The sequence below is a fragment of the Mucilaginibacter agri genome, from assembly GCF_009928685.1.
In the GTDB taxonomy this organism is placed as follows: domain Bacteria; phylum Bacteroidota; class Bacteroidia; order Sphingobacteriales; family Sphingobacteriaceae; genus Mucilaginibacter; species Mucilaginibacter agri.
In genome coordinates this window covers 92,937-119,056 of sequence record NZ_WWEO01000045.1, presented here as the reverse complement: position 1 = coordinate 119,056, position 26,120 = coordinate 92,937, and the positions used below count along the sequence as shown (strand labels likewise).

Below are 26,120 nucleotides of genomic sequence, written 5' to 3'. Positions count from 1 at the left end.
ATTCCGAGCTCAAAGCGTATCCCCAATATTTATTCCCATCACCCAAATCCAGCCGTAACTATTCGACTATGCTTGGCGTCTTAACTAAACAATTACGTCTCCATGTTCAACCGGGTTTTGCTTATTATGCTTTTGGTTTCAGCGCTATGCTGTGACAAAGCATTTTGCAATCCCGACATCCGTATTGCAGGTGTAAACCTAAAAGCATTAGAAGGCGACTCCGATCCTTACGGCGACTTTAAAGTACTTACCATACCGATTAAACGTGCGGGCAACCTGATTTTGGTTGAGGCGCAGGTAGATTCTGTAGCCGGAAATTTCTTGCTCGATACCGGCGCACCTTACCTTATCTTAAACGCTACTTATTTCCGCTACCTACCCAAAATTACTGAGCAGGATGCCGGTGGAATCAACGGTCGTACAGCAGGCACCTTTACAGCAGTAGTTCATAATTTTTCTTTAGGTTTCGACTTGCATTACGATCGATTGGTTGCCGATGTAACCGATCTTTCTGGCATTGAAAACAGTAAGCAGGTAAAAATACTGGGCTTGTTAGGTACCAGGCTTTTCGCCAAACTGGCAATTACCATCGATTTAAATAAAAACCTGCTCTACGTCCATAAGCTGGATAGTAAAGGCGAGATCATCCCGGCGGAACGCGTATTTAACACCCCTACTGTAAAAATCACCTTTCGGTATATGAATGACGTAATATTTATTAAAGGAACGGTTAGCGACAAATCGATGTGGTTTGCTTTTGATACCGGCGCCGAAACTAACATGATAGATTATCACGCACCTAAAAAGATTATTAAATCGCTACAGGTTATCAACCGATCTAAGGTTACGGGTGTCGGCGGGTCATCGTACGAAATAATCTATGCCCGTTTCGAAAAGCTCATCATTGGCGATTATCCTTTTATAAGCAACAGGGTACTGGTATCCAACCTGGAAAATATTGGCAAGGCTTATGGTTACACGGTAGACGGTATATTGGGATACGACTTTTTTGCGCGCGGTGTTTTCACCGTAAACTTCGCGAAAAAAGAATTTGAAATGTACATTTACAATCAACAATAACACAAAATGGCAAGGCTTCGGCATTTATTCACGTTACTACTGTTACTCGGTTGCTTAAATGCAACAGTAGCCCAAATGCGTAATAAAATGGTGATGCAACATGGCCGCTTAGTACTTATACTGGACACCCGCACGAGTAAAAACGAGATTGACAGCATGCTTATAGCTGGTGGTGTTACTGGCCAAACAGCCGAAATGCTATTGAAAGGTGATTACGCTGCCGCCACAAAAAACGGATGGAACGTAAAAGCTAAAAAAAACATCATTGAGTTAGACCGTTCGCTAGCTGATGTTAATGAGAGCCAACAACTTACCCCCTACTTGTTAAGTTCCAATATGTACAAAAGCAATGGCAGGCCGGGTTATCCGTCTGAAGTAGCTTTTGGGGTAAACAGTTTTGCAAACCGGGTTAGTGTGCATGAGTTGCCGTCAGGCCTGACACGATTTTTTATCCCCGGCAATACACAGGCAAAACGTGTGCTGTTGTCTGGCAATTTCAATAACTGGAGCACTATTAAAGGCATCATGAACCGTACCGACAGTGGGTGGGTAGCCGATATCCGTTTAGAACCTGGTAAATACGCCTACAAATTCATTGTTAACGGCAATTGGACTCCCGATCTTAACAACAACCTGTTAGAAGATGATGGCTTGGGCAATAACAACTCCATTTATTACCGCTACAACTATACATTTAAACTCGCTGGCTATCAATCGGCAAAGAAAATAAGTGTATCTGGTAGTTTCAACAAATGGCTGGAGTTAGCTATGCGCCAAAAGGATGGTGTCTGGGAAACATCGCTTTATTTACATGATGGTATTTACCTTTATCATTTTATGGTAAACGGCAGTTGGATAACTGACCCGGCCAATAAAATGACCCAGATGCAAAATAAGCAACTTAGCTCAGTTTTGCTTTTGGGTGAAAGCGTCACATTTAAACTCAACGGTTACACCAACGCCCACAAAGTATGTGTTGCCGGTGGTTTTAACAACTGGGATGCCGACATGCTGCAGCTTAGCAAAACAGCTACCGGTTGGGTGCTATCTTACACTATTTCAGCTGGAAATTATCAATACAAGTTCATTGTCGACGGCCAAGCGATAGCTGATCCCGCAAATCCACACCAGATCACTACGGATGGCAAAACCAATTCATTCCTCGCAGTACGATCTAATCACGCCTTTATTTTAAAAGGGTATAGCTCAGCTCATACCGTACGTTTAGCTGGCGACTTTAACAACTGGAACGAACAAGGCTATACCCTCGAACACCGCGGCGATCAATGGGTAATAAACATGCGATTGAAGCCTGGCAAATACCTGTATAAATTTCTGATAGACGGCAAATGGATACTTGACCCGGGGAATAAAATATGGGAGCAAAACCAATACGGAACCGGTAACTCTGTGTTGTGGATAGAGTAGCTTTTAATTGTTAATAGCTATATTGCATTATAATACTTCACCAATTATGACCATACCTATCTACCAGGCCGATGCTTTTACCGACAGGTTATTTGGCGGTAATCCGGCAGCCGTTTGTCCGTTGGAAGAATGGCTACCTAATGATGTGATGCAGAAAATTGCGAAGGAAAATAATTTGGCTGAGACTGCCTTCTTCGTAAAAACAGCCCACGGCTATCATTTGCGCTGGTTTACACCCGAATTGGAGATAGACCTTTGCGGGCATGCTACCCTGGCCACCGCACATATCATTTTCACGCAGCTTAATTATACAGGTAGCGAAATAACTTTCGATACCGAAAAAGCAGGCGTACTAAAAGTAACTCGAAACGGAGATAAATACACACTCGATTTCCCATCGAGGCCTCCCTACCCTGTTGAGTTAACCACGGGTTTACTCGAGGCACTTGGCGATAATGGTAAAGAACCGATAGCGATTTTACGCTCCCGGGATTACTTTTTGGTGTATGAGAACGAACAGGACATTTTAGACATCGACCCTGATCATATGGCACTATCTAAAATTGATACCATAGGTGTAATTGTAACTGCGCCGGGTAACACAGTAGATTTTGTGTCGCGCTTTTTTGCCCCGGCAGCAGGCGTTCCCGAAGATCCGGTTACAGGTTCGGCACATTGCAACCTGATACCTTATTGGGCAGAAAAATTAGGGAAAAACAAACTGCACGCGTACCAGGTATCCTCCCGCAAAGGCGAACTTTGGTGCGAACTTAAAGGCGACCGCGTGCTGATGAGCGGCAACGCGGTGACTTATTTGAAGGGAGAGATATACATTTAGATGGGGATGATTTGTCATTCTAAACATAGTAAAGAATCTTCTCAAACAAGTATAGCAGTTGTAGGCATCGCAGAAGATTCTTCGCTATCGCTCTGAATGACAACTTTTATTTTGAAATTTTATCTTGATTCTTGTCTCTCGATTCTTGATTCTTTGCCTTAGTACCCCACCGTCATTTGTTGCCTGATATGTTGCGGATTTTCGATTTCATCTAAAATACCTGCGGCAAAATCCTCCATACTGATATGGCTTTTGCCATGCTCGTCCTTCAATAATTGATTTGTGCCAATACGATATTTACCTGTGCGCTCGCCAGGGTATATTACTTCCGATGGGCTAACCGATGTCCACTCAAGCTCTTTTTCCTGCTGATAAATTTTCAAAGCATCTCGATGCGCTAAGGAAATGGCCTTATATGCTTCCGGAAAATCTGGTGCATCTACTAACTGCACGCCGGGCGAAACCTCCAGGCTGCCTGCTCCTCCTACAACGATCAGACGTGTTACGTTGGCTTGCTTTAGGCCGTTTATTAACGGCAGGGCAACTTCTGCAATGCTTCCGGGTGTTGCACCACCTGTATTGCTGTAGGCACTCACTACTGCATCATGGTCAAAAGCGCAGCTTTCAACATGGTCCGAATTAAATACATCGCCTTTGGCCACATATAAATGTGGTCGGTTGCCACCTGTGTAAGTTTCGGGATGGCGTACCACAGCGGTAACATTATGCCCACGGCTCAGAGCTTCGTTAACTATGCGGCTACCAATACGGCCGCTTGCGCCAAAAACTGCAATTTTCATATGGTATGTTTTGTGTTAATATAGCTTTTAAGTAGTTAAACAGCGTAAATGTTTGGCATTAGTGCAGAAACCCCTCTCTAACCCTCCCGGGGAGGGAACGCGAATCCCTATTCCGTCCTTCCCTTCTTTTTCCAAATGTCTTTTTATCCATCTTTCCCTTTCAAAATCCACTTTTTTATGATTACTTTGAAAGTTAATTATTGATTGGCTATAACCCGTAAATGCAGCTCACGCGATTAGAGATTAAAGGATTCAAAAGCTTTGGCGATAAGATCACCATTAATTTTAATGAGGGTATTACGGCTATTGTGGGGCCGAACGGCTGTGGTAAATCAAACGTGGTTGACAGTATCCGCTGGGTATTGGGTGAGCAAAGTACACGCATGCTCCGCTCCGAAAAAATGGAGAACATCATCTTCAACGGTAGCAAAAGCCGCAAGCCAGCCAATCTTGCAGAGGTTTCTCTCACTTTCGATAATACTAAGAACATCCTGCCCACCGAGTTTTCGCAGGTCACGTTAACCCGCAAACTTTACCGCACCGGCGAAAGTGAGTACCGCCTCAATGATGTGCAGTGCCGTTTAAAGGATATTACCGACTTATTTTTAGATACCGGTATCGGTGCCGACTCCTACTCTATCATCGAGCTGAAAATGATCGACGAGATCATTACCAATAAAGAGGGCTCACGTAGAAACCTGTTCGAAGAAGCCTCTGGTATCTCCAAATACAAGCTTCGCAAAAAACAGACTTTCAGCAAGTTAAAAGATACAGAAGCTGATTTATCGCGGGTTGAAGACTTACTTTTTGAGATTGAGAAGAACCTCAAAACGCTCGAGAATCAAGCTAAAAAGGCTGAGCGCTATTACCGCCTAAAAGAACAGTATAAAACATTGAGCATTTTGCTGGCTTCGTTCCGTATTGTTTCCTTCAGTGATTCGCTATCACGTATTGAAGAGCAAGAACAAAAAGAAAAAGCAGATAAAACAGGCATTGTTGCCCAGATAGATACTTTAGAAGCGAGCATTCAGCAGCAAAAACTGGATAGCCTTACTAACGAGAAAAACCTTTCTGTACAGCAAAAGGCTACCAATGATTTTATTGGCAAGATTCGCGCTTACGAGAGCGAAAAGAAAGTACGTAACGAGCAGCTTAAATATCAAAAAGATAAAGAAAGTCGCCTGAACGAAGAGTTGGAACGTGATCGCAACCAACTGAATCACGTTTTATACAATATCAAACGCCTTTCGGAAGAGAAAGCGCAGGAAGAAGAAACGCTGCAAATGGTGCAAACCCGCGTAGCGGAATTGAAACAAGCCGTTGATGAACTCAGGGCCGATCAAACTGCATCGCGCGAAGAATTAAATGAGCTGAATGCGATTAACAATCGGCTTCAAAACCAGATCTATAAAACCGAGAAGGATATTGACATCCTGCGTATCCAGCAACAGGCTTTAGAGCAGGAAAGCCAGCGTAACATGGAGGATGCGGCCGGTAAAGAGGTTGAACTGTCGCAGTTTAATCAATTAGTAGCCGAACTGCAATACCGCACCGAGACCCTGCAAACCGAGTATGATCAGGCAGTTACTGGCGAAGAAACGCTGCAGGAACAGATCAAAGAAACCGACAGTGAGATAACTCGCGTAAAAGATTATGTAAGGCAGGAAAGCCGCAAGCTGGACGCCAAACAAAACGAGTATACGCTTACCAAAAGCATGGTCGACAACCTGGAAGGCTTTCCGGAGTCGATCAGGTTTTTAAAGAAAAATGCGGGTTGGTCTAAAAACGCTCCGCTGTTTAGCGATGTACTATTTTGTAAGGAGGACTATCGCATTGCCATAGAGAATTACCTGGAGCCACTGATGAACTACTATGTGGTTGATAGCTATGATGATGCCATTAGCGCTATTAACTTGTTAAGTAATTCGGCCAAAGGGCGCGCCCAGTTCTTTATTCTCAATAATTATCAGCCTGTTGAGCACCCTGCCCCCGCCCCCCAGGCCGCCTACGTGCCGGCATTAAATGTAGTTGAGGTAGATGCGCGCTATAAAAACCTGTGCAGCCACCTGCTCAAAAATGTCTACCTGATAGATGATTCATCGGAAAGCGACTTAAACAATAGCGATTTACCTGATGGCATAGTTTTATTGGGTAAGAGCGGTAAGTTCAACAAATCGAAATATACCGTTGCCGGTGGTTCAGTAGGTTTATTTGAAGGTAAGCGTATCGGCCGTGCTAAAAATCTCGAGAATTTAGCCAAAGAAATTAAAGGCATCGAGAACGATGTAAACAAGGCTAATCAGAACATAGAGGCTTTACAGAATAAACTGACTGCGCTTAAAGCTTCTACCCGTGCTGATGAGATCCGCATGAAGCAGTTGGATCTCAATCGTTTGAATACCGAACTAATAACTGTTAAAACACGGCAAGAACAGTATCAGTCGTTTATTGAAAACAGCCGTAACCGTAAAGAAGATATTGCGGCTAAGATAGCCACAATACAAACTGATATGCTGGCCGCCGAGCCGCAACTGGCCGAGTTTAGAACCCAAAAACAGATACAAAGCGAATTGCTGTTAGATAAACAGCAAGCTTTTAACGAGCTGAACGAATATGTAACCGTGCAGTCTGGAGCTTATAACCAAGAAAATATACGTTTTCACCAGCAGCAAAACAAAGTATCAGGCTTAGTTAAAGACTTAGAGTATCGCGAAACCCAACATGATAGTCTGGAGGTGCGAATCACCCAAAACGCGTCTGAATTAGAGAAACTAAAGGTTGCCATGCTGGAAACCATGAAGGACACCGATCACTCTGACGAGGACCTGATTGCCATGTATGTGCAGCGCGAGGAAATGGAAAAGGCTACCGCCGAGGCAGAACAGGTGTACTATACTTCGCGTGGGAAAATAACGGAGACTGAGAATGAGATCAGCCTCCTTCGCCGTAAAAAAGAACAGGCTGAGGTAATTGAGAACGAACTTAAAGATAAACGCAATAATCTTAAACTGGATCTGAACGCCCTTAAAGAACGCTTATCGGTAGAGTTTAGTGTTGATATTGAAGACCTGCTCGACAGCCCCCCTCCCGCAGATGAAACGGAACAGGAATTGCGTGAAAAGACTGAGCGTTTAAAGAAACAGTTAGACGAGTTCGGCGCCATTAACCCGATGGCCATTGAGGCTTATAACGAAATGGACGAGCGGTACCAGTTTATTAACGCGCAAAAAAAAGACTTGCTGGAAGCGAAGTCGTCATTGCTGGCCACCATACAGGAGATTGACGATACAGCCCGTGAGAAATTTATGGCTGCCTTTATTATGGTGCGTGAGAACTTTATTAAGGTATTTCGCTCGCTGTTTAATGAGGAAGATTCCTGCGACTTGATCCTCACTGATCCTAACCAGCCACTGGAATCGGATATTGATATTATTGCCAAGCCAAAAGGTAAGCGCCCATTGTCCATCAACCAACTTTCGGGGGGCGAAAAAACGCTTACAGCAACCGCTATCTTATTTTCGCTTTATCTGCTTAAGCCGGCGCCATTCTGTATTTTTGATGAGGTTGACGCTCCATTAGATGATACTAATATTGATAAGTTCAACAATATTATCCGTAAGTTCTCTGCCGATTCGCAGTTTATTGTAGTATCACATAACAAACGTACTATTGCCAGTACCGATGTTATTTATGGCGTTACCATGGTTGAACAGGGCGTATCACGTGTAGTACCGGTTGATTTACGAGAACTGGCCGACTAAAAAAAGCGCCCCGGTTTCCCAGAGCGCTTTATTATTTTATCCTGTCTTGTTGTTATTTCTTTTTCACAAGCGGTTTGGCTATCATTCCTTTAAAGGTATCGTTGTCAAATTTCCCTGCAACAACTGATTGTTGGTCAGCAGTTAAAGCGTTAGTTTGCACTAAACTTTGTATTGATACTGATGAGGCCTTATAGGTGCCGTTTTTAATGTAGCCTAAAGTAACGGCAAGCATATTTTCCGTAACATCACCGAAATCTTTAGAAAGGTCGTCGTAAGTAACAAATCCAGGGTAATCTGTTGACGCGGGAACCATACCTGTGTAATATCCTCCCTGGTCGCTTCCATTCTTGGTTTCAAACTCGGGAATATATAGACTATACTTATTGATCTTAATGGCGAAGAAACCAACCGGTTTACCATAAGTAGTGCGGCCAACTAATTGAACATTCATATAAGGGCGCAAGTTATTAATGGTAAGCTCACTTGCTGACGCCGTTGAACCAGAAACCAAGAAGAATACGCGGGTTAAATTTAACGGATGGCTAGCGCCAAAATTAACAGCATTACCTTTTACCGAAAAATCATAGCCTTTTATTTGCGGTAATGTGCCTTTGCCGTTAGCTAAAGTTGTATTGTAGTATGTATTGTACATTAGTTTACCAGATGCCGAGGCAGGTGCTATCAAATTGGCAAGATATTCAGAAGTTTCTACATAACCTCCACCATCATAACGCAAATCGACAATCAGGTCGGTAATATTATTTGATTTAAATGTGGCGAATACCGCGTCGAGCAACGGATCGGCATTTGAGGCAGCTACAAAGCTGTTAAAAACGATATAACCCACTTTTTTACCATTGCCTAGATCAACCACCTTGCTGGTAATTATAGGATTTACAGTATAAACGGCTGCAGTTAAACTCACGTCGAATGTGGTTGCATCCGGCCTTTGCAGCGTCATTGTAATACTGCTGCTGTTACTGTAGGCGTTAACAACAAACTGGGTGTTAGTGCCACCATTATCATAGGCAAATGAGGTATTACCGTTGATCTTAGTGATTTTATACCCGCGCTTTATTCCCGCTTTATCTGCCGGAGAACCGATGTTGACATATTTAACCACCAGGTTATCTGCAGTGTTATAATATATAGGTACAAAACCAAAATCGCCGGTAACGGCGCTTAGCCGGGTTGATGTTTCGCCTTCATCTATAAAAGAGTATTTGGCCGAACCACTAACGGTTCCATCGCTATTTAAAACAGCTTCGTAAGGCTTTCCTGTGGCAGGGTTTATTTTATATTGAGAAATGGCATTTACTTCTTTGGTAAGCCCAGCCAAATCATCCGTGCCGGTAAAGCTTCTGGGATTAAAGACACTATAGGTCGGCAGAGCATCATACCAATAATAAGCCTCTTTGGCATAAAGAAATACAGAGTCGCGAACGAGATCATAAGTAGATCCGGTAGTTGGAGTTGGGGTATCTGTTGTCTTATCCTTTTTACAACTTTCGGCAAAAACAACTAATCCTAGCAGAGCGATTAATAATAGCTTCTTCATAAAATTTATATATACTCATACGCAACAATCTGAAAAATAGTTTAATACAAATAAAATATTTCTACTTGTATAACATAACGTGCAGTGAGCTATTTAAGGGGAACACTAATAAAGTTTCCAACTTCAATATAATCAATTCCGCTCGCTTCGGCGCAAAATTCGTCGTTTTTACTATCGCCGATCATAACCAGATCGCGCAGCTGCAAGCCATGTTCCTTTATCAGGGTGTGTATAGTGTCTGGCTCGGGTTTGGGTGTGTATTCATTGGCAAAATAACAAATGAGGTATTGCTCTAAACCGTGCCACTCGGTTTGCCTTATTTTATTTAATTGCTGTTCGGGGTTACCGTTGGTTACAATAAACAGTTTTTTGCGGTCGACAACAATCTCCTGCAGCAAGTCCAGCATTTGTTGATACAACAGCAGTTTAAGGGGCAACTTAGCATTAGCCATCAGGTGCTGAAAATTTTGTGCATACTTGGCGTCTACGTTAAACTGCCTTTGTAAAGCATCAAACACGGCATCGTGACCTTCCTCTTCGTAAGTACTGGTCATAAGACTCACCATAGCCTTGGGATCCAACATTTCCGTGTACTCTAAAAAGCTGGCAAACAAATAGTAAACCTGGTACAGATAATCTTTCTCAGGATACAGCACGTTGTCCAGTTCAAAAACAAATGCCTTTTTAGTGGAATCTATATCATTATAAACCATCTGCAATGTAATTGATGTTTATACCATATTCGTCGAACAATAGTTGTGCTTCTTTCAACAAATCCATTTCAATATTACGTAACGGGTAAAGCTCGGTAATATTTTTATCAAGGCACAGTGCTAGCATCTCGTGTATATAGGCTGCATTTTTAGGATTGGGCAACCTGATCATTTTGCCGGCGTTCACCATTACCTCGGGTAATGCTTCATAATCGCCCAAAATAACATCGGCAGCCCCCATGGTTCCTTTAATCTGATATGCCTTTGCTGCAGATGCAGCTGTTATTAATATGCTCACTTTATATTATTCCTGTACAATTAAACCATCCCGCATTACAACCTTACGGTCCGACAGATCGGCCAGTTCTTCATTATGGGTTACAATAACAAAGGTTTGATTAAACTCGTCGCGCAGTTGTAAAAAAAGCTCATGAAGCTCACGTGCATTGGCCGAATCTAGATTGCCCGAAGGTTCGTCGGCAAATATCAGCGCGGGGCTATTTATTAAAGCCCTTGCCACTGCCACGCGTTGTTGCTCGCCACCTGACAGCTGGGCCGGCTTGTGGTGCAGGCGTTCGCCTAAACCCAACTTGTTTAACAATTCGATAGCCCTCTTCTCAGCCGCAGGCTTTGATGTACCTGCTATATAAGCCGGGATACACACGTTTTCCAGCGCAGTAAATTCAACCAACAAATGATGAAACTGGAAGATAAAACCAATTTTATGGTTACGAAAAGCGCTGAGTTGCTTACTGCTTAAAGTACTGGTATCTGTGTTGCCAATGATCACATTACCGCTATCAGTTTTATCTAAAGTGCCCAAGATGTTTAGCAGAGAACTTTTTCCGGCTCCTGATGCACCTACAATGGCAACAATTTCGCCCTGCTTCACTTCGAGGTTTACACCTTTTAGTATATGCAGGTTACCAAATTTTTTATGAATGTTTAGCGCTTTAAGCATTAGGGCAAAAATAGAATTTTACCGTCCAAATTGTACCAACTGTAATAATTAATGGATAAAATAAATTAAGGTTTCATAAGTAGGGATGAAATTGTAGATTTACCGCAAATTCTAACAGTAGACATGAACATTCACGAATATCAGGGCAAAGCCATTTTAAAAAGTTTTGGTGTCAGGGTACAAGAAGGCATAGTTGCCGATACCGTTGACCAGGCTGTTGAGGCGGCTAAAAAAATGAAAGAAGATTTCGGTTCAGACTGGGTGGTAGTTAAAGCCCAGATACATGCCGGCGGCCGCGGTAAAGGCGGTGGCGTTAAAGTGGCCAAGAACCTGGACGACGTTAGGGAAAAAGCTGGTAACATACTTGGTATGCAACTGGTAACCCCACAAACTGGTCCCGAAGGTAAATTAGTGAGCAAGGTTTTAATTGCACAGGATGTTTACTACCCGGGCGAAAGCGAAACCAAAGAATTTTATATCAGCGTATTGCTTGACCGTGCTAAAGGCCGCAACATTATTATGTACTCTACCGAGGGTGGTATGGACATTGAAGAAGTTGCACACAGCACTCCAGAATTAATTTTCAAAGAAGAGATAGATCCTAAAGTTGGCTTACAAGGCTTCCAGGCTCGTAAAATTGCCTTTAACTTAGGTGTAAGCGGCGATGCCTTTAAAGAAATGGTGAAATTTATCACCGCTTTATATAAAGCTTACGATGCTACCGATTCTTCTCAGTTTGAGATTAACCCGGTATTAAAAACATCTGACAATAAAATTTTAGCAGTTGATGCTAAAGTTAATATTGATGACAACGCATTGTATCGTCATAAAGACTATGCTGATATGCGCGACACTGCAGAAGAAGATCCAACTGAGGTTGAAGCAAGCAAATCAAACCTTAACTATGTTAAGCTTGATGGTAACGTTGGTTGTATGGTTAACGGTGCTGGTTTAGCAATGGCCACTATGGACATTATTAAAATTGCCGGTGGCGAGCCTGCTAACTTCTTAGACGTTGGTGGAACTGCTAATGCACAAACCGTTAAAGCTGGTTTTAACATCATTTTGCAAGATCCAAACGTAAAAGCTATCCTGATCAACATCTTTGGTGGTATTGTACGTTGCGACCGCGTTGCACAAGGTGTTATTGATGCTTACAACGAAATTGGTAATATTCCGGTTCCGATCATTGTACGTTTACAGGGTACCAATGCCGAAGAAGGTAAAGCTTTAATTGATAACTCTGGTTTAAAAGTTTACTCTGCTATTCTGTTAAAAGAAGCTGCAGATAGAGTTAAAGAAGTTTTAGCACTTTAATCATTTAGTTGATTGAGTACTGGGTTAATTAAGTTGACTCGGTTTTAAATATTGAAAGAGGGACGCAATGAGCGTCCCTCTTTTGGTTTTATATATTTCCTCTCCGCTTCGTCATGCTGAACTTGTTTCAGCACCCCACAGGATACGTCGGCGACTTCCATAATGCAGGCTTAACACGTGGGGTCCTGAACCAAGTTCAGCGTGACGGTTGTGAATTAGCCCCTGTTCCAAAGGTTTAAACATCTTTGCGAAACGCAACAAATTCCCCATTTCCACATCTTTTTCCCCACTTTATCTTTTGGGGAATTATTCCACCCCTTATCAAAAGTGGCTTTTAATATCATTAGAGGCACTTTTCATAAATTTCTTCACATCGGTATACCTTTTGCCTTAACCTATACATCAAACGATAATTAAAAACTTTAAAACATAAAAACCATGAACAACTCAATCATCATCGCAGGTATCATCGCTCAGGCAGCTCCTTTATTCTTAGTAGTAAAAACCATCGCTAACAAATTCAATGGCTAAGCATTAAACCTTTTCAATTTTCAACCACTCTATATATCATAAAACAACAGAAACCATGAATACTACAATCGTTATCGCCGGAATCATCGCTCAAGCAGCTCCTTTAGTTTTAATCGCTAAAATCATTGCTTCAAGAGTTAATAACTAATCATACCGATAATCATTTATTTAAATTATAAAAACTAAAATCATGATCGCTACAATCGTAATCGCAGGTATTATCACATCAGCAGCCTTAATCTCTATAGCCAGAATCGTTGCTTCAAACGACTAAGCAGATAACTTACCAAATATTCAACCATAAAATCTAATGTCATGAATACTACAATCGTAATCGCCGGAATAATTACTCAAGCAGCTCCCCTAATTTTAATCGCAAAGATTATCGCTTCAAGAGTTAGCAACTAACTGAAATCTTAATTATAAGATCACCCTATCACACAACGATCTCCCGATACCGCTCAATATCGGGACAAGAATATCGAAGCAACATAGCATCATTAATCCTTCAAGGCATCCACCAGGCAAATCCTACCAGTATACTTCCCTACTAAGCACTCTGAATCATAATCAGGCTCAAGACATCCACATTCTCTCTCCCTAAAGCATTAAGTCCTATAATTAGTAATTCCTGAAAACATGGATTCTAAATTCTTTGCAATTATTTAACACCGCAAGGCAACAAAACATACATTAATAAGTTACTATTGTGCTATAGCTGCACTCATAATCAGGCATTTGTCTACCTAGTGTAAACTTAGTATATTATAAATACATGTTTAAACATATATTTATATCTTTGATTCAATAAAACAATCATATACCATGGCAACAGAAACAAAATGGGTTTTAGACCCAATGCACTCAGAGGTTCAGTTTAAAGTTAAACACCTTGTAATTTCAACTGTAACTGGTTTCTTCAAATCATTTGAAGGCGAAGTTTTAACTGAAAGCGACGATTTCCAGGATTCAAAAATTGACTTCTCTTTAGAAGTAGCTAGTATTGACACCACTCAGGAAGCTCGTGACCAGCACTTAACCGGCCCTGATTTCTTTGATGCTGAGAAATATCCTAAAATCTCTTTCAAATCAACTTCTTTAAAAAAGGTTGATGATAGCGATTACGAATTAACCGGCGATTTGACTATTAAAGATGTAACCAAATCTGTAAAATTAAACGTTGAGTTTGGTGGTACTGCAACCGACTTTTATGGTAACACTAAAGCAGGTTTCGAAATTACCGGTAAAATTAACCGTAAAGAGTTTGGTTTAACCTGGGAAGGTATAACCGAAGCTGGTGCTATCGTTGTTGGCGAAGACATTAAGTTGATCATCAACGCGCAGTTTGCAAAAGCTTAATTATATTTCTTAATTACAAAAAAGGCCAGCTACAAATAGCTGGCCTTTTTTATTTATTCGCTAATTTCTTTATTCAACCTTTCGGCAATGTTATGTACTATCACATCAAGGTTTTCGGTATAAGTGCTGATCATCTCAATGATCTTCTCCCGCTCTTCGGCACTGTGGGCTTCTTTGTAAATATTAAATAAACCCAAAATTGAGGCAACCGGCCCCCTTATTTCGTGGGAGTTTAACCATGCTATTTCCTGGAGCACCTTATTCTGCTGTTCTATCCTAATTTCCTTCTCTTTATATTCTGTAATATCTTGTAGTGAACCCACTACCCTATAAGGCTTACCATCTTCATATTCTAACCGGGCTATATGATGGATATACCGCGTTTGCCCATCATGTAATCTGATACGGTGGGTAACGTCGAAACGCTTACCATTCTTTACCAACGCTTCTAACGCAGCTATCATAGCCGGGCGATCTTCGAGATAAATGTGGGCAAGATAAACGTCAAAGAGGCTCTCACCCGGTTGAGGTGTATGATCTGTGATTTGGTACACCTCGTCCGACCATTCTAATCGCATATCCTCGAGGTACAACACCCAACCTCCCAATTTGGCCAGCAATTGCGTATCAATCAATCGGGCTTTCTCATCCAGCAACTTTTGGTTGAGCGTCTTTAGGCGCTCTTCAAATGCAACCTTTTCGGTAATGTCACGCGCAATAACCATAATATATGGCTTCTGATCGATAACAATTTTTTGTGAATGAATATTGACGTGAAATGACGAACCATCGGCTTTGATATGTGTCCAGTCTGACGCTCTAACAGCGTCAGTAGATAAATTATTGATCTCTTCCAACAACTTGGGAATATCTTCTTTGGGTCGAATATCCATTGCTGTCCTTTGCAGAAATTCCGCCTCAGAGTAGCCATAACTTTTAATTGCAGCAGAATTAACAGAAGTAATTTTTAATGTTTGTGCGTCATAAATCCACATCGGCAATGGGTTGCCCTCGTACATCGTTCTATATTTTTTTTCACTTTCTTTCAGTCTTACTTCATCTATTTTGATCAGCTTATAAAATAAAAAGCCGGTAATGAGCACGAAAAAAAGTCCCTTAGCACTGCTAACTAACAAAAAATTAGCTGGTGTAAACTGATCTCGCAATAAAAAGAGCGCCTTATCGCTCAGTGTAATCCACAGAAAACTAAGCAATATGTAAATAATGCAGATACGGAGCGCTCCCAACTTCATTGAGCCTGATTTAATTTTTACTTAAAATGGTTTATAATGACAATACAATATAACTATATATTAATCCATTGTTAAATTAGAATGTTTGCACAATAAAAATTTATTCATTCTAATCAGTTTCAAAAAACTAATTAATAGTTAGGTTTGCTTATACAATATGCTAATCAAAATTTACCCCGAAAACCCTAACCCTAAAGCAATTGAACAAGTTGCTGACGTATTACGCAAGGGCGGTGTGGTTATTTACCCTACGGATACCGTTTATGGGTTAGGTTGTGATATTACCAATCACAGAGCTATTGAAAAAATATGTAGAATCCGTAACATTAAACCGGAAAAAGCCAATTTTTCTTTCATTTGTTATGACTTGAGCAATATATCAGATTATACCAAACCGATAGACAATACTTGTTTTAGGGTATTAAAGAAAGCATTGCCCGGGCCGTTTACTTTTATTTTTAACGCCAGTCACAATGTACCGAAGTTGTTAAGCAGCAACAAAAAAACGGTAGGTATACGTGTGCCTGATAATGATATTGCGCGAGAAATTGTGCGTGTGCTGGGCAATCCTATCCTCTCTACTTCTATCCACGACGAGGACGACATTATCGAATACTCAACCGATCCTGAACTAATACACGAAAAATATGAGGACCTTGTGGACCTGGTGATTGACGGCGGTTACGGGGGTAACATTGCTTCAACCGTAGTTGACTGTACGTCCGGCGACTTTGAAGTATTAAGGGAAGGCAAAGGGGATTTAGAGATGTACTTGTAAGATATAGTAATGCTTTAATATTGGAGAAGGTACGCTTATCAAATAGTCTAAAAACTGACAAGGTGTTATTATACCTAGTAACCACTATTGTTGTTTTAATTTGGGGAATTACCTGGTCGTTTATTCCCACATTTTTGGTTGCTATTGTATTTATCTTTATAGGAAATACCTTCTATAGTCTGTACAAGAAAAATAGGACATGCTTCTATGATGATAATTTTCTTTACATAATCAATAAGAATACAGAGACCGTAATTAACTTAGAATACATTATAGAAATAAAGCTTGTGTACACAATTGCGTTTTGGCGCTCTACATGGAAAATAATATTTAAAGATAGTGGTGAAGAATATTATCTAACTTTCTTCCCTCGCTATGGTTTAGTAAGTGTTAATGAATTTGTGAAAAAAGTAAAGAATAAAAGACCTTCGGTTTCCGTAAGCTATATAGCACTTCCTATCGAATTATAGTTATTACGCTACCCTCTTAACCCCTTAACAAAATCATTAATACCCTCAAGGTAATCTTTCCTCGAACCTAAATACTTTACAAAAGCACTCCCCACAATAGCACCGTTATTGTATTCACAAGCCTTGGTGAAGGCGGCGTTATCACCAATACCAAAACCCACAACGGTTGGATTTTTAAGTTGCATAGCTTTTATACGGCCGAAATAGGTATCAACCTCGTTATTCAATTGTAATGCCTTGCCGGTTATTGAAGCCGAGGAAAGCAGGTAAACAAAACTATTGCTCAGGCCGTCAATCTTCCGGATGCGATCTTCCGAAGTCTGTGGAGTTACCAGAAAGATATTGCTTATACCATGTTTGGCAAATACATCTTTATAAAGCATTTCGTACTCATACATTGGCAGGTCGGGTACAATAACACCGTCCACGCCTACCTCGGCAGCCTTTTGACAAAAACGTTCAACACCGTATTGTACCATTGGGTTAACATAACCCATTAATAAAACGGGTATACTAACTTTTGAGCGTAGTTCGGCAAGTTGCTCGAATAGCAGGTTAAGATTCATGCCATTATCCAAAGCCACTTGTGAGCTATGCTGAATAGTAGGCCCGTCAGCAACCGGATCTGAGTACGGAAAACCTATTTCAAGAAAATCTACACCGGCCTTTTCCAAAGCTTCGGCAATTGAAACGGTGCTGTTCAGTTCCGGATAACCAGCCGTAAAGTACACAGATAGCAAATTCTTATTTTTTGTATTGAAAAGTTGATTGAGACGGTTCATGGTTGTTAATTCACGGTTCATAGTAAGGAAAATCATTGTTGATGGCCCTCGATCCTTAGCGAATGTTCACCAGGATCTATGAACCATCAACCCTAGGCTATCTAATATCCAAAGTGCTTTATATAAGTATCTAAATCTTTATCGCCCCTACCAGACAGGCATATCACCACATTATCAGTAGGTTTAAAAGTCATTTTTTCTAGGTAGGCAAAAGCGTGAGCAGATTCGATGGCTGGAATAATGCCCTCCAACTGTGATAATAATAACCCAGCATTTAGCGCCTCATCATCGGTAATACTTACATACTCCGCACGTTTAACTTTATGCAGGTGTGCATGTTGTGGACCGATACCAGGATAATCCAGCCCCGCCGAAATGGAATAAGGTTCTACAACTTGTCCATCATCTGTTTGCATCAAAATAGTGCGGCTACCGTGCAGCACACCTTCGCGACCCAGCACAGATGTTGCAGCCGAATGACCGCTATCTACACCTTTACCAGCCGCCTCTACAGCAACTAGTTTAACGCTTTCGTCATCCAGAAAATGGTAGAACATACCCATGGCATTGCTGCCACCACCAACGCACGCTAGCGCATAATCAGGTAATTCTTTACCCGTTTGTTCTAACAATTGTTTTTTGGTTTCTAACGAAATGATCGACTGAAACTTAGCCACCATTTCGGGATATGGATATGGGCCAACTACAGAGCCGATAATATAGTGGGTATCGACAGGGTTATTAATCCAATCGCGCATGGCTTCGTTAGTAGCGTCCTTAAGCGTTTTGCTGCCTGATGTAGCAGGCACAACCTTAGCACCGAGCATTTTCATACGAGCTACATTCGGCGCCTGGCGCTCCATGTCTATCTCGCCCATGTAAACCACACATTCAATGCCTTTAAGGGCACATACAGTGGCGGTGGCAACACCATGCTGTCCTGCTCCCGTTTCGGCAATAATGCGCTTTTTGCCCAGGCGCTGTGCAAGCAATATCTGCCCAATAGCATTATTGATCTTATGCGAACCGGTATGGTTCAGGTCTTCACGCTTGAGGTAAATGTTGGCACCGTATTTTTCAGACAAACGTTTTGCCAGGTACAATGGAGATGGGCGACCTACATAATCTTTCAGCAAAGCATCAAACTCCGCTTTAAACGCCGTATCGTTTATAATGCTGAGGTATTGTTGCCTTAATTCTTCAATATTAGGATACAACATTTCGGGGATATATGCACCACCGAAATCGCCGTAATAGCCTTGTTCATTTACTGTATATTTCATTTTATAGCAGTTTGTCTTAGTAAATCAAAAGCCTGTTTCAGCTTCTCTATATCTTTTATGCCTGGTGCAGTTTCAAACCTGCTGTTGAGATCGACACCATAAAATTGTGGATGTTTTATGAAAATTACCTGTTCTATATTGTCGGGGCTCAGCCCGCCACTTAGAAAAAACGGTATCTCCAGGTTGTAGTTATCCAAAATGCCCCAATTAAAGGTTTTACCAGAGCCCCCGTGTTTATCGGTTTTGGTATCGAACAAAAAGTAGTCGACGTGCCCAACGTACGGTTTCAATTGTTCAAAGTCGAATTCTTCGTCAATACCGAAAGCCTTTAAAATTGTGGCTCTGCCCTTTAATGCCTCGCAAAACTCAGGATTTTCGTAACCATGTAGCTGTACGGCATCAAAACCATATTCCCTGATCAGCGAACCAATATGTTCAAGCGATTCATTCACAAATACTCCGGTCTTTTTTATCGAATCGGATAAATCATTCAGCACACTGGCTTTCAAATCGCCGATGAAACGTGGCGAAAGTCCGTAACTTATAAAGCCCATATAATCTGGCTGCAGTTCGGCTACTGCTTTAATGTTTTCCGGCGCTTTTAATCCGCAGACCTTAATTTTCATTTAGTTGGCGTTTATCAGATTTTTGAAACTTGTTAACGCCTTTTTAGCCAATAAAGATTCCTCAGCCTCATAAAAACAATCGGAAAATGATTTATCAGGGTTAATAGTTCGAATAGCCAACGCGGCATTACACAATACAACATTATGCTGGGCGCTGCTGCCTTCGGCATTAAGCACGGTTGTAAACACATCTGCCGAATCTGCCACTGTATGCCCCCCAGCTATATCCAATGGGTTTAGCTTCTCGAAACCGAGGCTCTCGATATTATTGATCTTTTCACCATCGGCCGAAAACGTTTTGAAATCGCCAGTAAGTGAAACTTCGTCATAACCATCCAAGGCGTTTACGATGGTATATTTAACATCCGATTTTTGGTACAAGTAAGCATATAATCTCGCTAATTCTAAATTGTATACCCCTGCCAGTTGGTTTTTAGGTTTAGCCGGATTAACCAATGGCCCAAGCATATTAAAGAAGGTTTTAACACCCAATTCGCGACGGATGGGCGCCACAGTCTTCATAGCCGGATGAAACAGCGGGGCATGCAGGAAACAGATATTGGCCCTATCCATACTTCTTTTAATTTCATCTGTGTTATTAGTAAAAGTATATCCCAAATGCTCCATCACATTCGATGAACCGCAACCTGAGGACACCCCATAGTTACCATGCTTAGCCACATGATATCCTGCACCGGCCACCACAAATGACGCAAGGGTCGAAATATTGAAAGTATCCTTTCCGTCGCCTCCGGTACCGCAAAGATCTATTAGATCATCAGCTTCCAAGTGGATGGGTAGACAAAGATCTAACATAGCATCACGGAAACCTTCCAGCTCGTCGACGGTAATGCTACGCATGCAGTAGGCCGTCATAAATGCCGCCATTTGCGAGTTGTTGTATTTACCCTGCGCAATGTTGGTGAGTATCTCTTTAGACTGTTCGCGACTAAAGGTTTTGTGCTCGAAAAGATGATTTAATATTGCTTTCATGATGCAAAAAAAAAGGTTGCCATTTAGGCAACCTTTGAAATATCTTATAAAATATACACAAACGGGATTGCCTTACGATCTCTCGTTAAGCCACCACCAATTCATGTTTAAATTTTTCATTATTCGTTTTGTTGTGCGACAAATATGAATATTGTTTTCGCTAAAAACAAACAAGAACAATAATTTTACCAAACTTTATTTACATTGCTCCATCACCCCTGTTATGGCCATCAAAAAACAAGCTGTAAACCCCGAAGACGACCTTGGTTTTGGTAACCAGGCCGTTAGGCAGCGTATCATCAACCGTAACGGCAGCATCAATGTAAAACGCCTTGGTATTCCCTTTTTTAGTACCACCAATACTTACCACCGGCTTATTACCATGCGCTGGCCGGCTTTTTGGCTTACAGTTTTGGTAGCGTACATTGTGGTTAACGTATTTTTTGCTTCCATTTACCTCTCAATAGGCATCGGAAACCTGCATGGCACCAATGATAATAATGTAAGTAACCCTTTTCTTAACGCATTTTTTTTTTCGGCACAAACATTATCTACAGTTGGTTACGGACATATCAGCCCTGCCGGCGTTATAGCAAATTGGGTAGCGGCATTCGAATCTATGATTGGGTTGTTGGCGTTTGCCATGGCAACGGGTTTATTATACGGGCGTTTTTCGCGTCCATCGGCTAAATTTGTGTTTAGCGATAACATGCTTATTGCGCCCTACGCCCTTACCGGCGGTCGCGGGCTGATGTTCAGGCTGGCCAATATGCGGCTTAATGTATTGCTTGACCTTGCTATCGAAATGACCTTCTCTTTTAATGAAGTAGTGGATGGCAAAACAATCCGCAGGTTTTACACCTTGCCGCTGGAACGCAGCAAGGTAAGCATCCTTACCCTTAGTTGGACCGTAGTACACCCCCTTACCGAAGACAGCCCGCTTTATAACATTACGCCTGAAGACATGAAAAACTCGATGGCCACCTTTAATATTTTAGTGCAGGCCTTTGACGATACCTTTTCACAAACGGTACATTCGCGTACCTCTTATCAGTATGACGAGATTGTTTGGGGAGCCAAATTTACCCCTGCATTTTTCCATGATGAAGCCGGCTTAGTACACCTGCACCTCGGCAAGATCAGCGATTTTGAACAGGCGGACCTACCCGAAATTAGCTAAACCAGGTGGTGCGCACCACACGCACCAGTATGTTCCTATTTAAAAGTCATTTTTATTAAAAAAATTCAGCTTAATAATTTAATAATAAACAATTTACATAAACTATATAACAAATTACTTTACAATATTTTGCACCACTTTTATGACTTATAAGTAGGATTATCGGTAAAAAGTTCCATTGATGCTTATATTCAATGCTGTCAAAACACCTCCAGCGGAATCTTTCTAAAATTTATTAGAGCAAGCGTTGAATATGCTGAAACTTTTTTTGAAATTGTATTTAATTTAAATCACCCCTTTATGAAAAAAGTAACCGGACTTGGTGGCATCTTCTTTAAATGCGACGACCCAAAAAAAATGAACGAATGGTATGCAAAAAACCTCGGCCTGCCGGTTGAGCAGTACGGTACCATGTTTAAGTGGCGCAGCTTCGACGAACCCGACAAAGAGGCCAGCACCGTATGGAGCCCTTTTGCCAAAGACACCAAGTATTTCGAACCATCGAAAAAAGACTTCATGATCAATTACCGCGTCGAAAATATAGAGGCTTTGGTTGAACAGCTAAAAAAGGATGGGGTAACCGTTTTAGATGAAATCGCCACCTATGATTACGGCAAGTTTGTGCATATCCTCGATCCGGAAGGTAATAGCATTGAGCTGTGGGAAGAATAATACAGGTATAAAGCCACGTCTTAATTTTTTGACGCAAACCACCTCCTGTTTTGTCGTGATTGTACCCATCGGTTTATCAACCATGTACAGATATTTGTTATGGCGCGTAACAGCACCTTAAACCAATTTGTATGAGAAAATTAAAATTACAAGTACAGATGAGCCTTGATGGCTTTGTAGCAGGGCCTAACGGTGAATTAGATTGGATGTGGATTAATACCGGCGAACCGGATGACTCTAGTTTCCTAAAAGTAATTGAACTTGCCGACAGTTGCGATACCATTTTGATGGGCCGCAAAATGACCCGCGAGTTTGTAGATTATTGGGAAAACGTAGTAGACAACAAGCCCGACAGCAAAGAATATCCCTTGGCAAAGCTTATGGTTAACCTGCACAAAATCGTATTCAGCCGTACCGAAACTGATATTAAAGGTAGAAACCTAAAAGTGGAAAATGGCGATTTGGCTACCGTAGTACAAGAACTAAAAAAACAACCGGGCAAGGACATTATGGTGTATGGCGGTGCCGAGTTTGTAAGTTCGTTGGTTAGTCAGAATCTTGTAGACGAATATTATATTTTCCAGGCGCCAGTGGCAATCGGCAAGGGGCTCTCCATTTTTAAAGATAAAACAGTTTTAAAATTGGAGAGTTCGACCGCTTATAAAAGTGGAAAACTGCTTATCAAATATCTGCCGGCATAAGTCAGAAGTCGAATCCCTCTTTTTAAATCATCTCGCTGTCCGAAGTTTCTAACTTCGGACTAAAATGTTGGTAGACTTTGTCTACCGAAGAAGAAAATCACCACTGCTCATAAAGCAACCTCATCGTTACGGAAATATTTCCCAACAAATCTTTATAAAGTCAAACAAATTCCTCTCCCTCGATCTCCAATTTTGCGAATTATCGGACCACGTGACGAAAACACCGCTCAAAATCATCTATTTAAATATTTAAATCAACATTCTGATTAACAAAACATGAATTTTGCAACAAATTCAAACTATTTAAATAAAATTCTCAATTTAGTTTAGATCTTTTCTATCTTTTGTAAATAATTCAGAAGATGTCTCTAAAAAATCGCCTCTTCTTGCAATTACGTAATTATTTACTAACAATTTTATGGAAGAAAACAGGCTTTCAGATTCATATAAAGGAAAAAACTGGAAATGGTGGGGCCCTTATCTTTCTGAACGTCAGTGGGGAACGGTACGGGAAGACTACAGCCAGAACGGAAATGCCTGGAGTTTTATTAACCACGACCTGGCCCGCAGCTACGCATACCGTTGGGGCGAAGAAGGCATCGGTGGGTTTTGCGATACTGAACAGGTTTTATGCCTTGCCCCTGCTTTTTGGAACGGCAAAGACCCCATAATAAAAGAAAGGCTTTACGGTTTAACCAATGGCGAGGGTAACCACGGCGAAGATGTAAAGGAACTTTATTTTCATCTCGACTCATCTCCCACGCATTCGTATTGCAAATTTCTATACAAATATCCGCAGGAGGCGTATCCGTATATGGATCTGCTGCAAAAGAATAAACGCGACAGGCTAAGCCCCGAATTTGAGCTGCTGGATACCAATATATTTAAAGACAACCGCTATTTTGATTGCTATATAGAGTATGCAAAGGCGGGGATCAAGGATATTTTAATGAAAATTACGGTTTACAACCGCGGGCCCGAAGAGGCTACAATACATGTACTTCCGCATGTGTGGTTCCGTAACTTCTGGAGGCATAACCTTCGGTTCACCAAACCCGAGATGATGTCAATCTCCGACAACTGTATCCACACCAGTTCGTCTCGAAATGGAAGCTTTCATTTTTACCACGAAGATGGCGAACAACTTTTTTGCGAAAATGAAACCAATAGCCAGCGAATCTTCCATAAGCCAAATGATACACCTTTTGTAAAGGATGGTATCAACAACTACGTGGTAAACAATCAAAAAACCATCAATCCCGAAAAAAATGGCACCAAAGCCGCCATATGGCTAAAAGCAGATATAGCAGCGGGCAGTTCTCAAACATTTAAAATAAGGTTAAGCAGAGTAGAGTTAGAAGACCCCTGGGAAGATTTTGATAGTGTATTTGCGAACCGTAAGGCAGAAACTAATGACTATTACGACAAACTAACGCCCGAAAATTTATCTAAAGATCGGCAACAATTACTGAGAAGTTCCTTAGGCGGATTATTATGGACGAAGCAATTTTATTATTTCGACGTATTTAAATGGCTTTTTGGCGAACCACACGAAGAAGCCCCTAACCGCAATTTTAAACGCAACTTTGATTGGCAGCACCTCACCTGCCGCAACATAATTTCGATGCCCGACAAGTGGGAATACCCCTGGTTTGCAGCCTGGGACCTGGCCTTCCATGCGGCATCGTTTATCCATATAGATCAGGAGTTTGCCAAACAACAATTATTGGTGGTGCTACGCGAATACTATATGCATCCTAATGGGCAGATCCCGGCCTACGAGTGGAATTTTAGTGATGTAAACCCACCCGTACATGCCTGGAGCGTTTGGTATGTTTTTGAAGCCGACCGAAAGAAAACCGGGGTTGCTGATTGGGACTTTCTGGAACGGGCTTTCCAAAAACTATTGATGAACTTTACCTGGTGGGTAAATCAAAAGGATGCCAACGGCACCGATATTTTTGAGGGCGGATTTCTTGGCCTGGATAACATTGGCGTTTTCGACCGTAATCAAATGCCCCAAGGTATCAAAAAGTTGCAGCAAGCCGACGCTACCAGCTGGATGGCGATGTACTCTATTAATATGCTGCGGATTTCGTTAGAACTGGCGCAACATAATACCGCTTACGAAGAATCGGCCGCCAAGTTTTTCCGTCACTTTTTAAACATTGGCTGGGCCATGCAGCGCATTGGTAAAAGCGATATCTCTTTATGGGATGATGAGGATGGCTTTTATTACGATGCCATTCAGTTTGAGAATGGCACCACCCAGCGGTTAAAGATCCGCTCATTGGTGGGCATTATCCCGTTATTGGCAATTGAAATAATGCCTGCCGACATCTTTGCGAAACTGCGCGAATTTAACAGCCGATTGGAAAGTATCCGGCTTACCCGACCGGACCTGACACGAGTTATTTCGGACATAGAACACAAGAATAAGGATGGCAATTATTTATTTGCCATTATGGTTGGCGACCGCCTCGACCATCTGCTGAAACGCTTGCTGGATGAAGACGAGTTTTTATCAGATTATGGCATCCGATCCCTATCAAAATGCTATGAAGATAAGCCTTTTGTATTTGGCTATCAGGGTACAGAATATCGCATCCAGTACGAGCCCGGAGAAAGTTCGAGCGCTATGTTTGGCGGCAACTCTAACTGGCGGGGCCCTATTTGGTTGCCTATAAATTACCTGATCATTAATTCGTTGCGAAAATACCACGAATACTACGGCGACTCTTACACCCACGAATTCCCGGTAGGATCTGGCAAAAAGCTAACGCTTAAACAAATTGCCAACGAGCTCACCAAAAGGCTGTTGAAAATGTTTGAAAGAAACGACAAGGGGGCGTATCAGTACCATACTGCCGAACACGCCCAATGGTCGACCGAGCACTTTAAGGAACATCATCTGTTTTACGAATTCTTCCACGGCGATACCGGCCAGGGGCTCGGCGCATCGCACCAAACCGGTTGGACTGCCTTGCTGGCTAATTTGTTGTTAGAGATGGATGAGTAGTTATAAATTTATTAAAA

General features: G+C 41.7%; 21 protein-coding genes. 11 read left to right on the top strand and 10 right to left on the bottom strand.

What is annotated here, in order from left to right; genetic code table 11:
- The first annotated feature begins 126 nt into the window (after nt 1-126).
- The 3 genes from GSY63_RS20595 to GSY63_RS20585 all read left to right on the top strand — a co-directional run bounded on the left by GSY63_RS20595 (nt 127) and on the right by GSY63_RS20585 (nt 3,346).
- A complete protein-coding gene (locus GSY63_RS20595; RefSeq protein WP_166587744.1) occupies nt 127-1,080 on the top strand; it encodes a pepsin/retropepsin-like aspartic protease family protein in 954 nt (317 codons plus the stop codon).
- 75 nt (nt 1,081-1,155) lie between these two features.
- The gene (locus GSY63_RS20590; protein WP_208094624.1) at nt 1,156-2,508 is read left to right on the top strand and encodes a hypothetical protein; all 1,353 of its coding nucleotides are present in this window, start codon (nt 1,156-1,158) and stop codon (nt 2,506-2,508) included.
- Nucleotides 2,509-2,554: 46 nt separating this feature from the next.
- Complete coding sequence (locus tag GSY63_RS20585) at nt 2,555-3,346, top strand: PhzF family phenazine biosynthesis protein (protein ID WP_166587742.1); 792 nt, start codon at nt 2,555-2,557, stop codon at nt 3,344-3,346.
- Between the two features lie 158 nt (nt 3,347-3,504).
- Here GSY63_RS20585 and GSY63_RS20580 read toward each other — a convergent pair whose 3' ends face one another.
- On the bottom strand, nt 3,505-4,146 hold the full coding sequence (locus GSY63_RS20580; RefSeq protein ID WP_166587741.1) for an NAD(P)-dependent oxidoreductase: 642 nt from the start codon (nt 4,144-4,146) through the stop codon (nt 3,505-3,507).
- A 221-nt stretch (nt 4,147-4,367) separates the two neighbouring features.
- On the opposite strand from GSY63_RS20580, the gene smc reads away from it, so the two are divergent.
- Nucleotides 4,368-7,907, top strand: coding sequence for a chromosome segregation protein SMC (gene smc, locus GSY63_RS20575; RefSeq protein WP_166587740.1), 3,540 nt, complete (start codon nt 4,368-4,370; stop codon nt 7,905-7,907).
- Nucleotides 7,908-7,959: 52 nt separating this feature from the next.
- Here the strand turns inward: smc and GSY63_RS20570 are convergent, their stop codons facing one another.
- The 4 genes from GSY63_RS20570 to GSY63_RS20555 all read right to left on the bottom strand — a co-directional run bounded on the left by GSY63_RS20570 (nt 7,960) and on the right by GSY63_RS20555 (nt 11,139).
- The gene (locus GSY63_RS20570) at nt 7,960-9,465 is read right to left on the bottom strand and encodes a S41 family peptidase (RefSeq protein ID WP_166587739.1); all 1,506 of its coding nucleotides are present in this window, start codon (nt 9,463-9,465) and stop codon (nt 7,960-7,962) included.
- Nucleotides 9,466-9,554: 89 nt separating this feature from the next.
- Nucleotides 9,555-10,178, bottom strand: coding sequence for an HAD family hydrolase (locus tag GSY63_RS20565; protein WP_166587738.1), 624 nt, complete (start codon nt 10,176-10,178; stop codon nt 9,555-9,557).
- On the bottom strand, nt 10,168-10,476 hold the full coding sequence (locus GSY63_RS20560; protein ID WP_166587737.1) for an ATP-grasp domain-containing protein: 309 nt from the start codon (nt 10,474-10,476) through the stop codon (nt 10,168-10,170). The genes GSY63_RS20565 and GSY63_RS20560 overlap by 11 nt, the downstream gene beginning before the upstream one ends.
- Nucleotides 10,477-10,482: 6 nt before the next feature.
- Nucleotides 10,483-11,139 carry an ABC transporter ATP-binding protein gene (locus tag GSY63_RS20555; protein WP_166587736.1) on the bottom strand — a complete coding sequence of 219 codons (657 nt, stop codon included), beginning with the start codon at nt 11,137-11,139 and terminating at the stop codon, nt 10,483-10,485.
- A gap of 123 nt (nt 11,140-11,262) precedes the next feature.
- Between GSY63_RS20555 and sucC the strand changes: the two genes are divergently transcribed.
- Together sucC and GSY63_RS20545 are read left to right on the top strand one after the other, a co-directional pair.
- The gene (gene sucC / locus GSY63_RS20550; RefSeq protein WP_166587735.1) at nt 11,263-12,456 is read left to right on the top strand and encodes an ADP-forming succinate--CoA ligase subunit beta; all 1,194 of its coding nucleotides are present in this window, start codon (nt 11,263-11,265) and stop codon (nt 12,454-12,456) included.
- A gap of 1,356 nt (nt 12,457-13,812) precedes the next feature.
- On the top strand, nt 13,813-14,346 hold the full coding sequence (locus GSY63_RS20545; protein ID WP_166587734.1) for a YceI family protein: 534 nt from the start codon (nt 13,813-13,815) through the stop codon (nt 14,344-14,346).
- A gap of 53 nt (nt 14,347-14,399) precedes the next feature.
- Here the strand turns inward: GSY63_RS20545 and GSY63_RS20540 are convergent, their stop codons facing one another.
- Nucleotides 14,400-15,599 (bottom strand): PAS domain S-box protein, encoded by a 1,200-nt coding sequence (locus tag GSY63_RS20540; RefSeq protein WP_166587733.1) that lies wholly within the window; start codon nt 15,597-15,599, stop codon nt 14,400-14,402.
- A 157-nt stretch (nt 15,600-15,756) separates the two neighbouring features.
- Between GSY63_RS20540 and GSY63_RS20535 the strand changes: the two genes are divergently transcribed.
- The gene (locus GSY63_RS20535; RefSeq protein WP_166587732.1) at nt 15,757-16,377 is read left to right on the top strand and encodes an L-threonylcarbamoyladenylate synthase; all 621 of its coding nucleotides are present in this window, start codon (nt 15,757-15,759) and stop codon (nt 16,375-16,377) included.
- 478 nt (nt 16,378-16,855) lie between these two features.
- Here the strand turns inward: GSY63_RS20535 and trpA are convergent, their stop codons facing one another.
- From trpA to trpD, 4 genes are all read right to left on the bottom strand, one after another.
- Nucleotides 16,856-17,629, bottom strand: coding sequence for a tryptophan synthase subunit alpha (gene trpA, locus GSY63_RS20530; protein ID WP_166587731.1), 774 nt, complete (start codon nt 17,627-17,629; stop codon nt 16,856-16,858).
- Nucleotides 17,630-17,730: 101 nt separating this feature from the next.
- Nucleotides 17,731-18,912 (bottom strand): tryptophan synthase subunit beta, encoded by a 1,182-nt coding sequence (gene trpB / locus GSY63_RS20525; RefSeq protein WP_166587730.1) that lies wholly within the window; start codon nt 18,910-18,912, stop codon nt 17,731-17,733.
- Entirely contained in the window at nt 18,909-19,538 is a 630-nt protein-coding gene (locus GSY63_RS20520; protein ID WP_166587729.1) for a phosphoribosylanthranilate isomerase, read from the bottom strand. The genes trpB and GSY63_RS20520 overlap by 4 nt, the downstream gene beginning before the upstream one ends.
- A complete protein-coding gene (gene trpD, locus GSY63_RS20515) occupies nt 19,539-20,531 on the bottom strand; it encodes an anthranilate phosphoribosyltransferase (RefSeq protein ID WP_166587728.1) in 993 nt (330 codons plus the stop codon).
- Between the two features lie 223 nt (nt 20,532-20,754).
- On the opposite strand from trpD, the gene GSY63_RS20510 reads away from it, so the two are divergent.
- From GSY63_RS20510 to GSY63_RS20495, 4 genes are all read left to right on the top strand, one after another.
- The gene (locus GSY63_RS20510) at nt 20,755-21,711 is read left to right on the top strand and encodes an ion channel (protein WP_166587727.1); all 957 of its coding nucleotides are present in this window, start codon (nt 20,755-20,757) and stop codon (nt 21,709-21,711) included.
- Between the two features lie 300 nt (nt 21,712-22,011).
- Nucleotides 22,012-22,383, top strand: coding sequence for a VOC family protein (locus GSY63_RS20505; protein ID WP_166587726.1), 372 nt, complete (start codon nt 22,012-22,014; stop codon nt 22,381-22,383).
- A 131-nt stretch (nt 22,384-22,514) separates the two neighbouring features.
- On the top strand, nt 22,515-23,084 hold the full coding sequence (locus GSY63_RS20500; RefSeq protein ID WP_166587725.1) for a dihydrofolate reductase family protein: 570 nt from the start codon (nt 22,515-22,517) through the stop codon (nt 23,082-23,084).
- A 418-nt stretch (nt 23,085-23,502) separates the two neighbouring features.
- A complete protein-coding gene (locus GSY63_RS20495; RefSeq protein WP_166587724.1) occupies nt 23,503-26,103 on the top strand; it encodes an MGH1-like glycoside hydrolase domain-containing protein in 2,601 nt (866 codons plus the stop codon).
- The last annotated feature ends 17 nt before the right edge of the window (nt 26,104-26,120 follow it).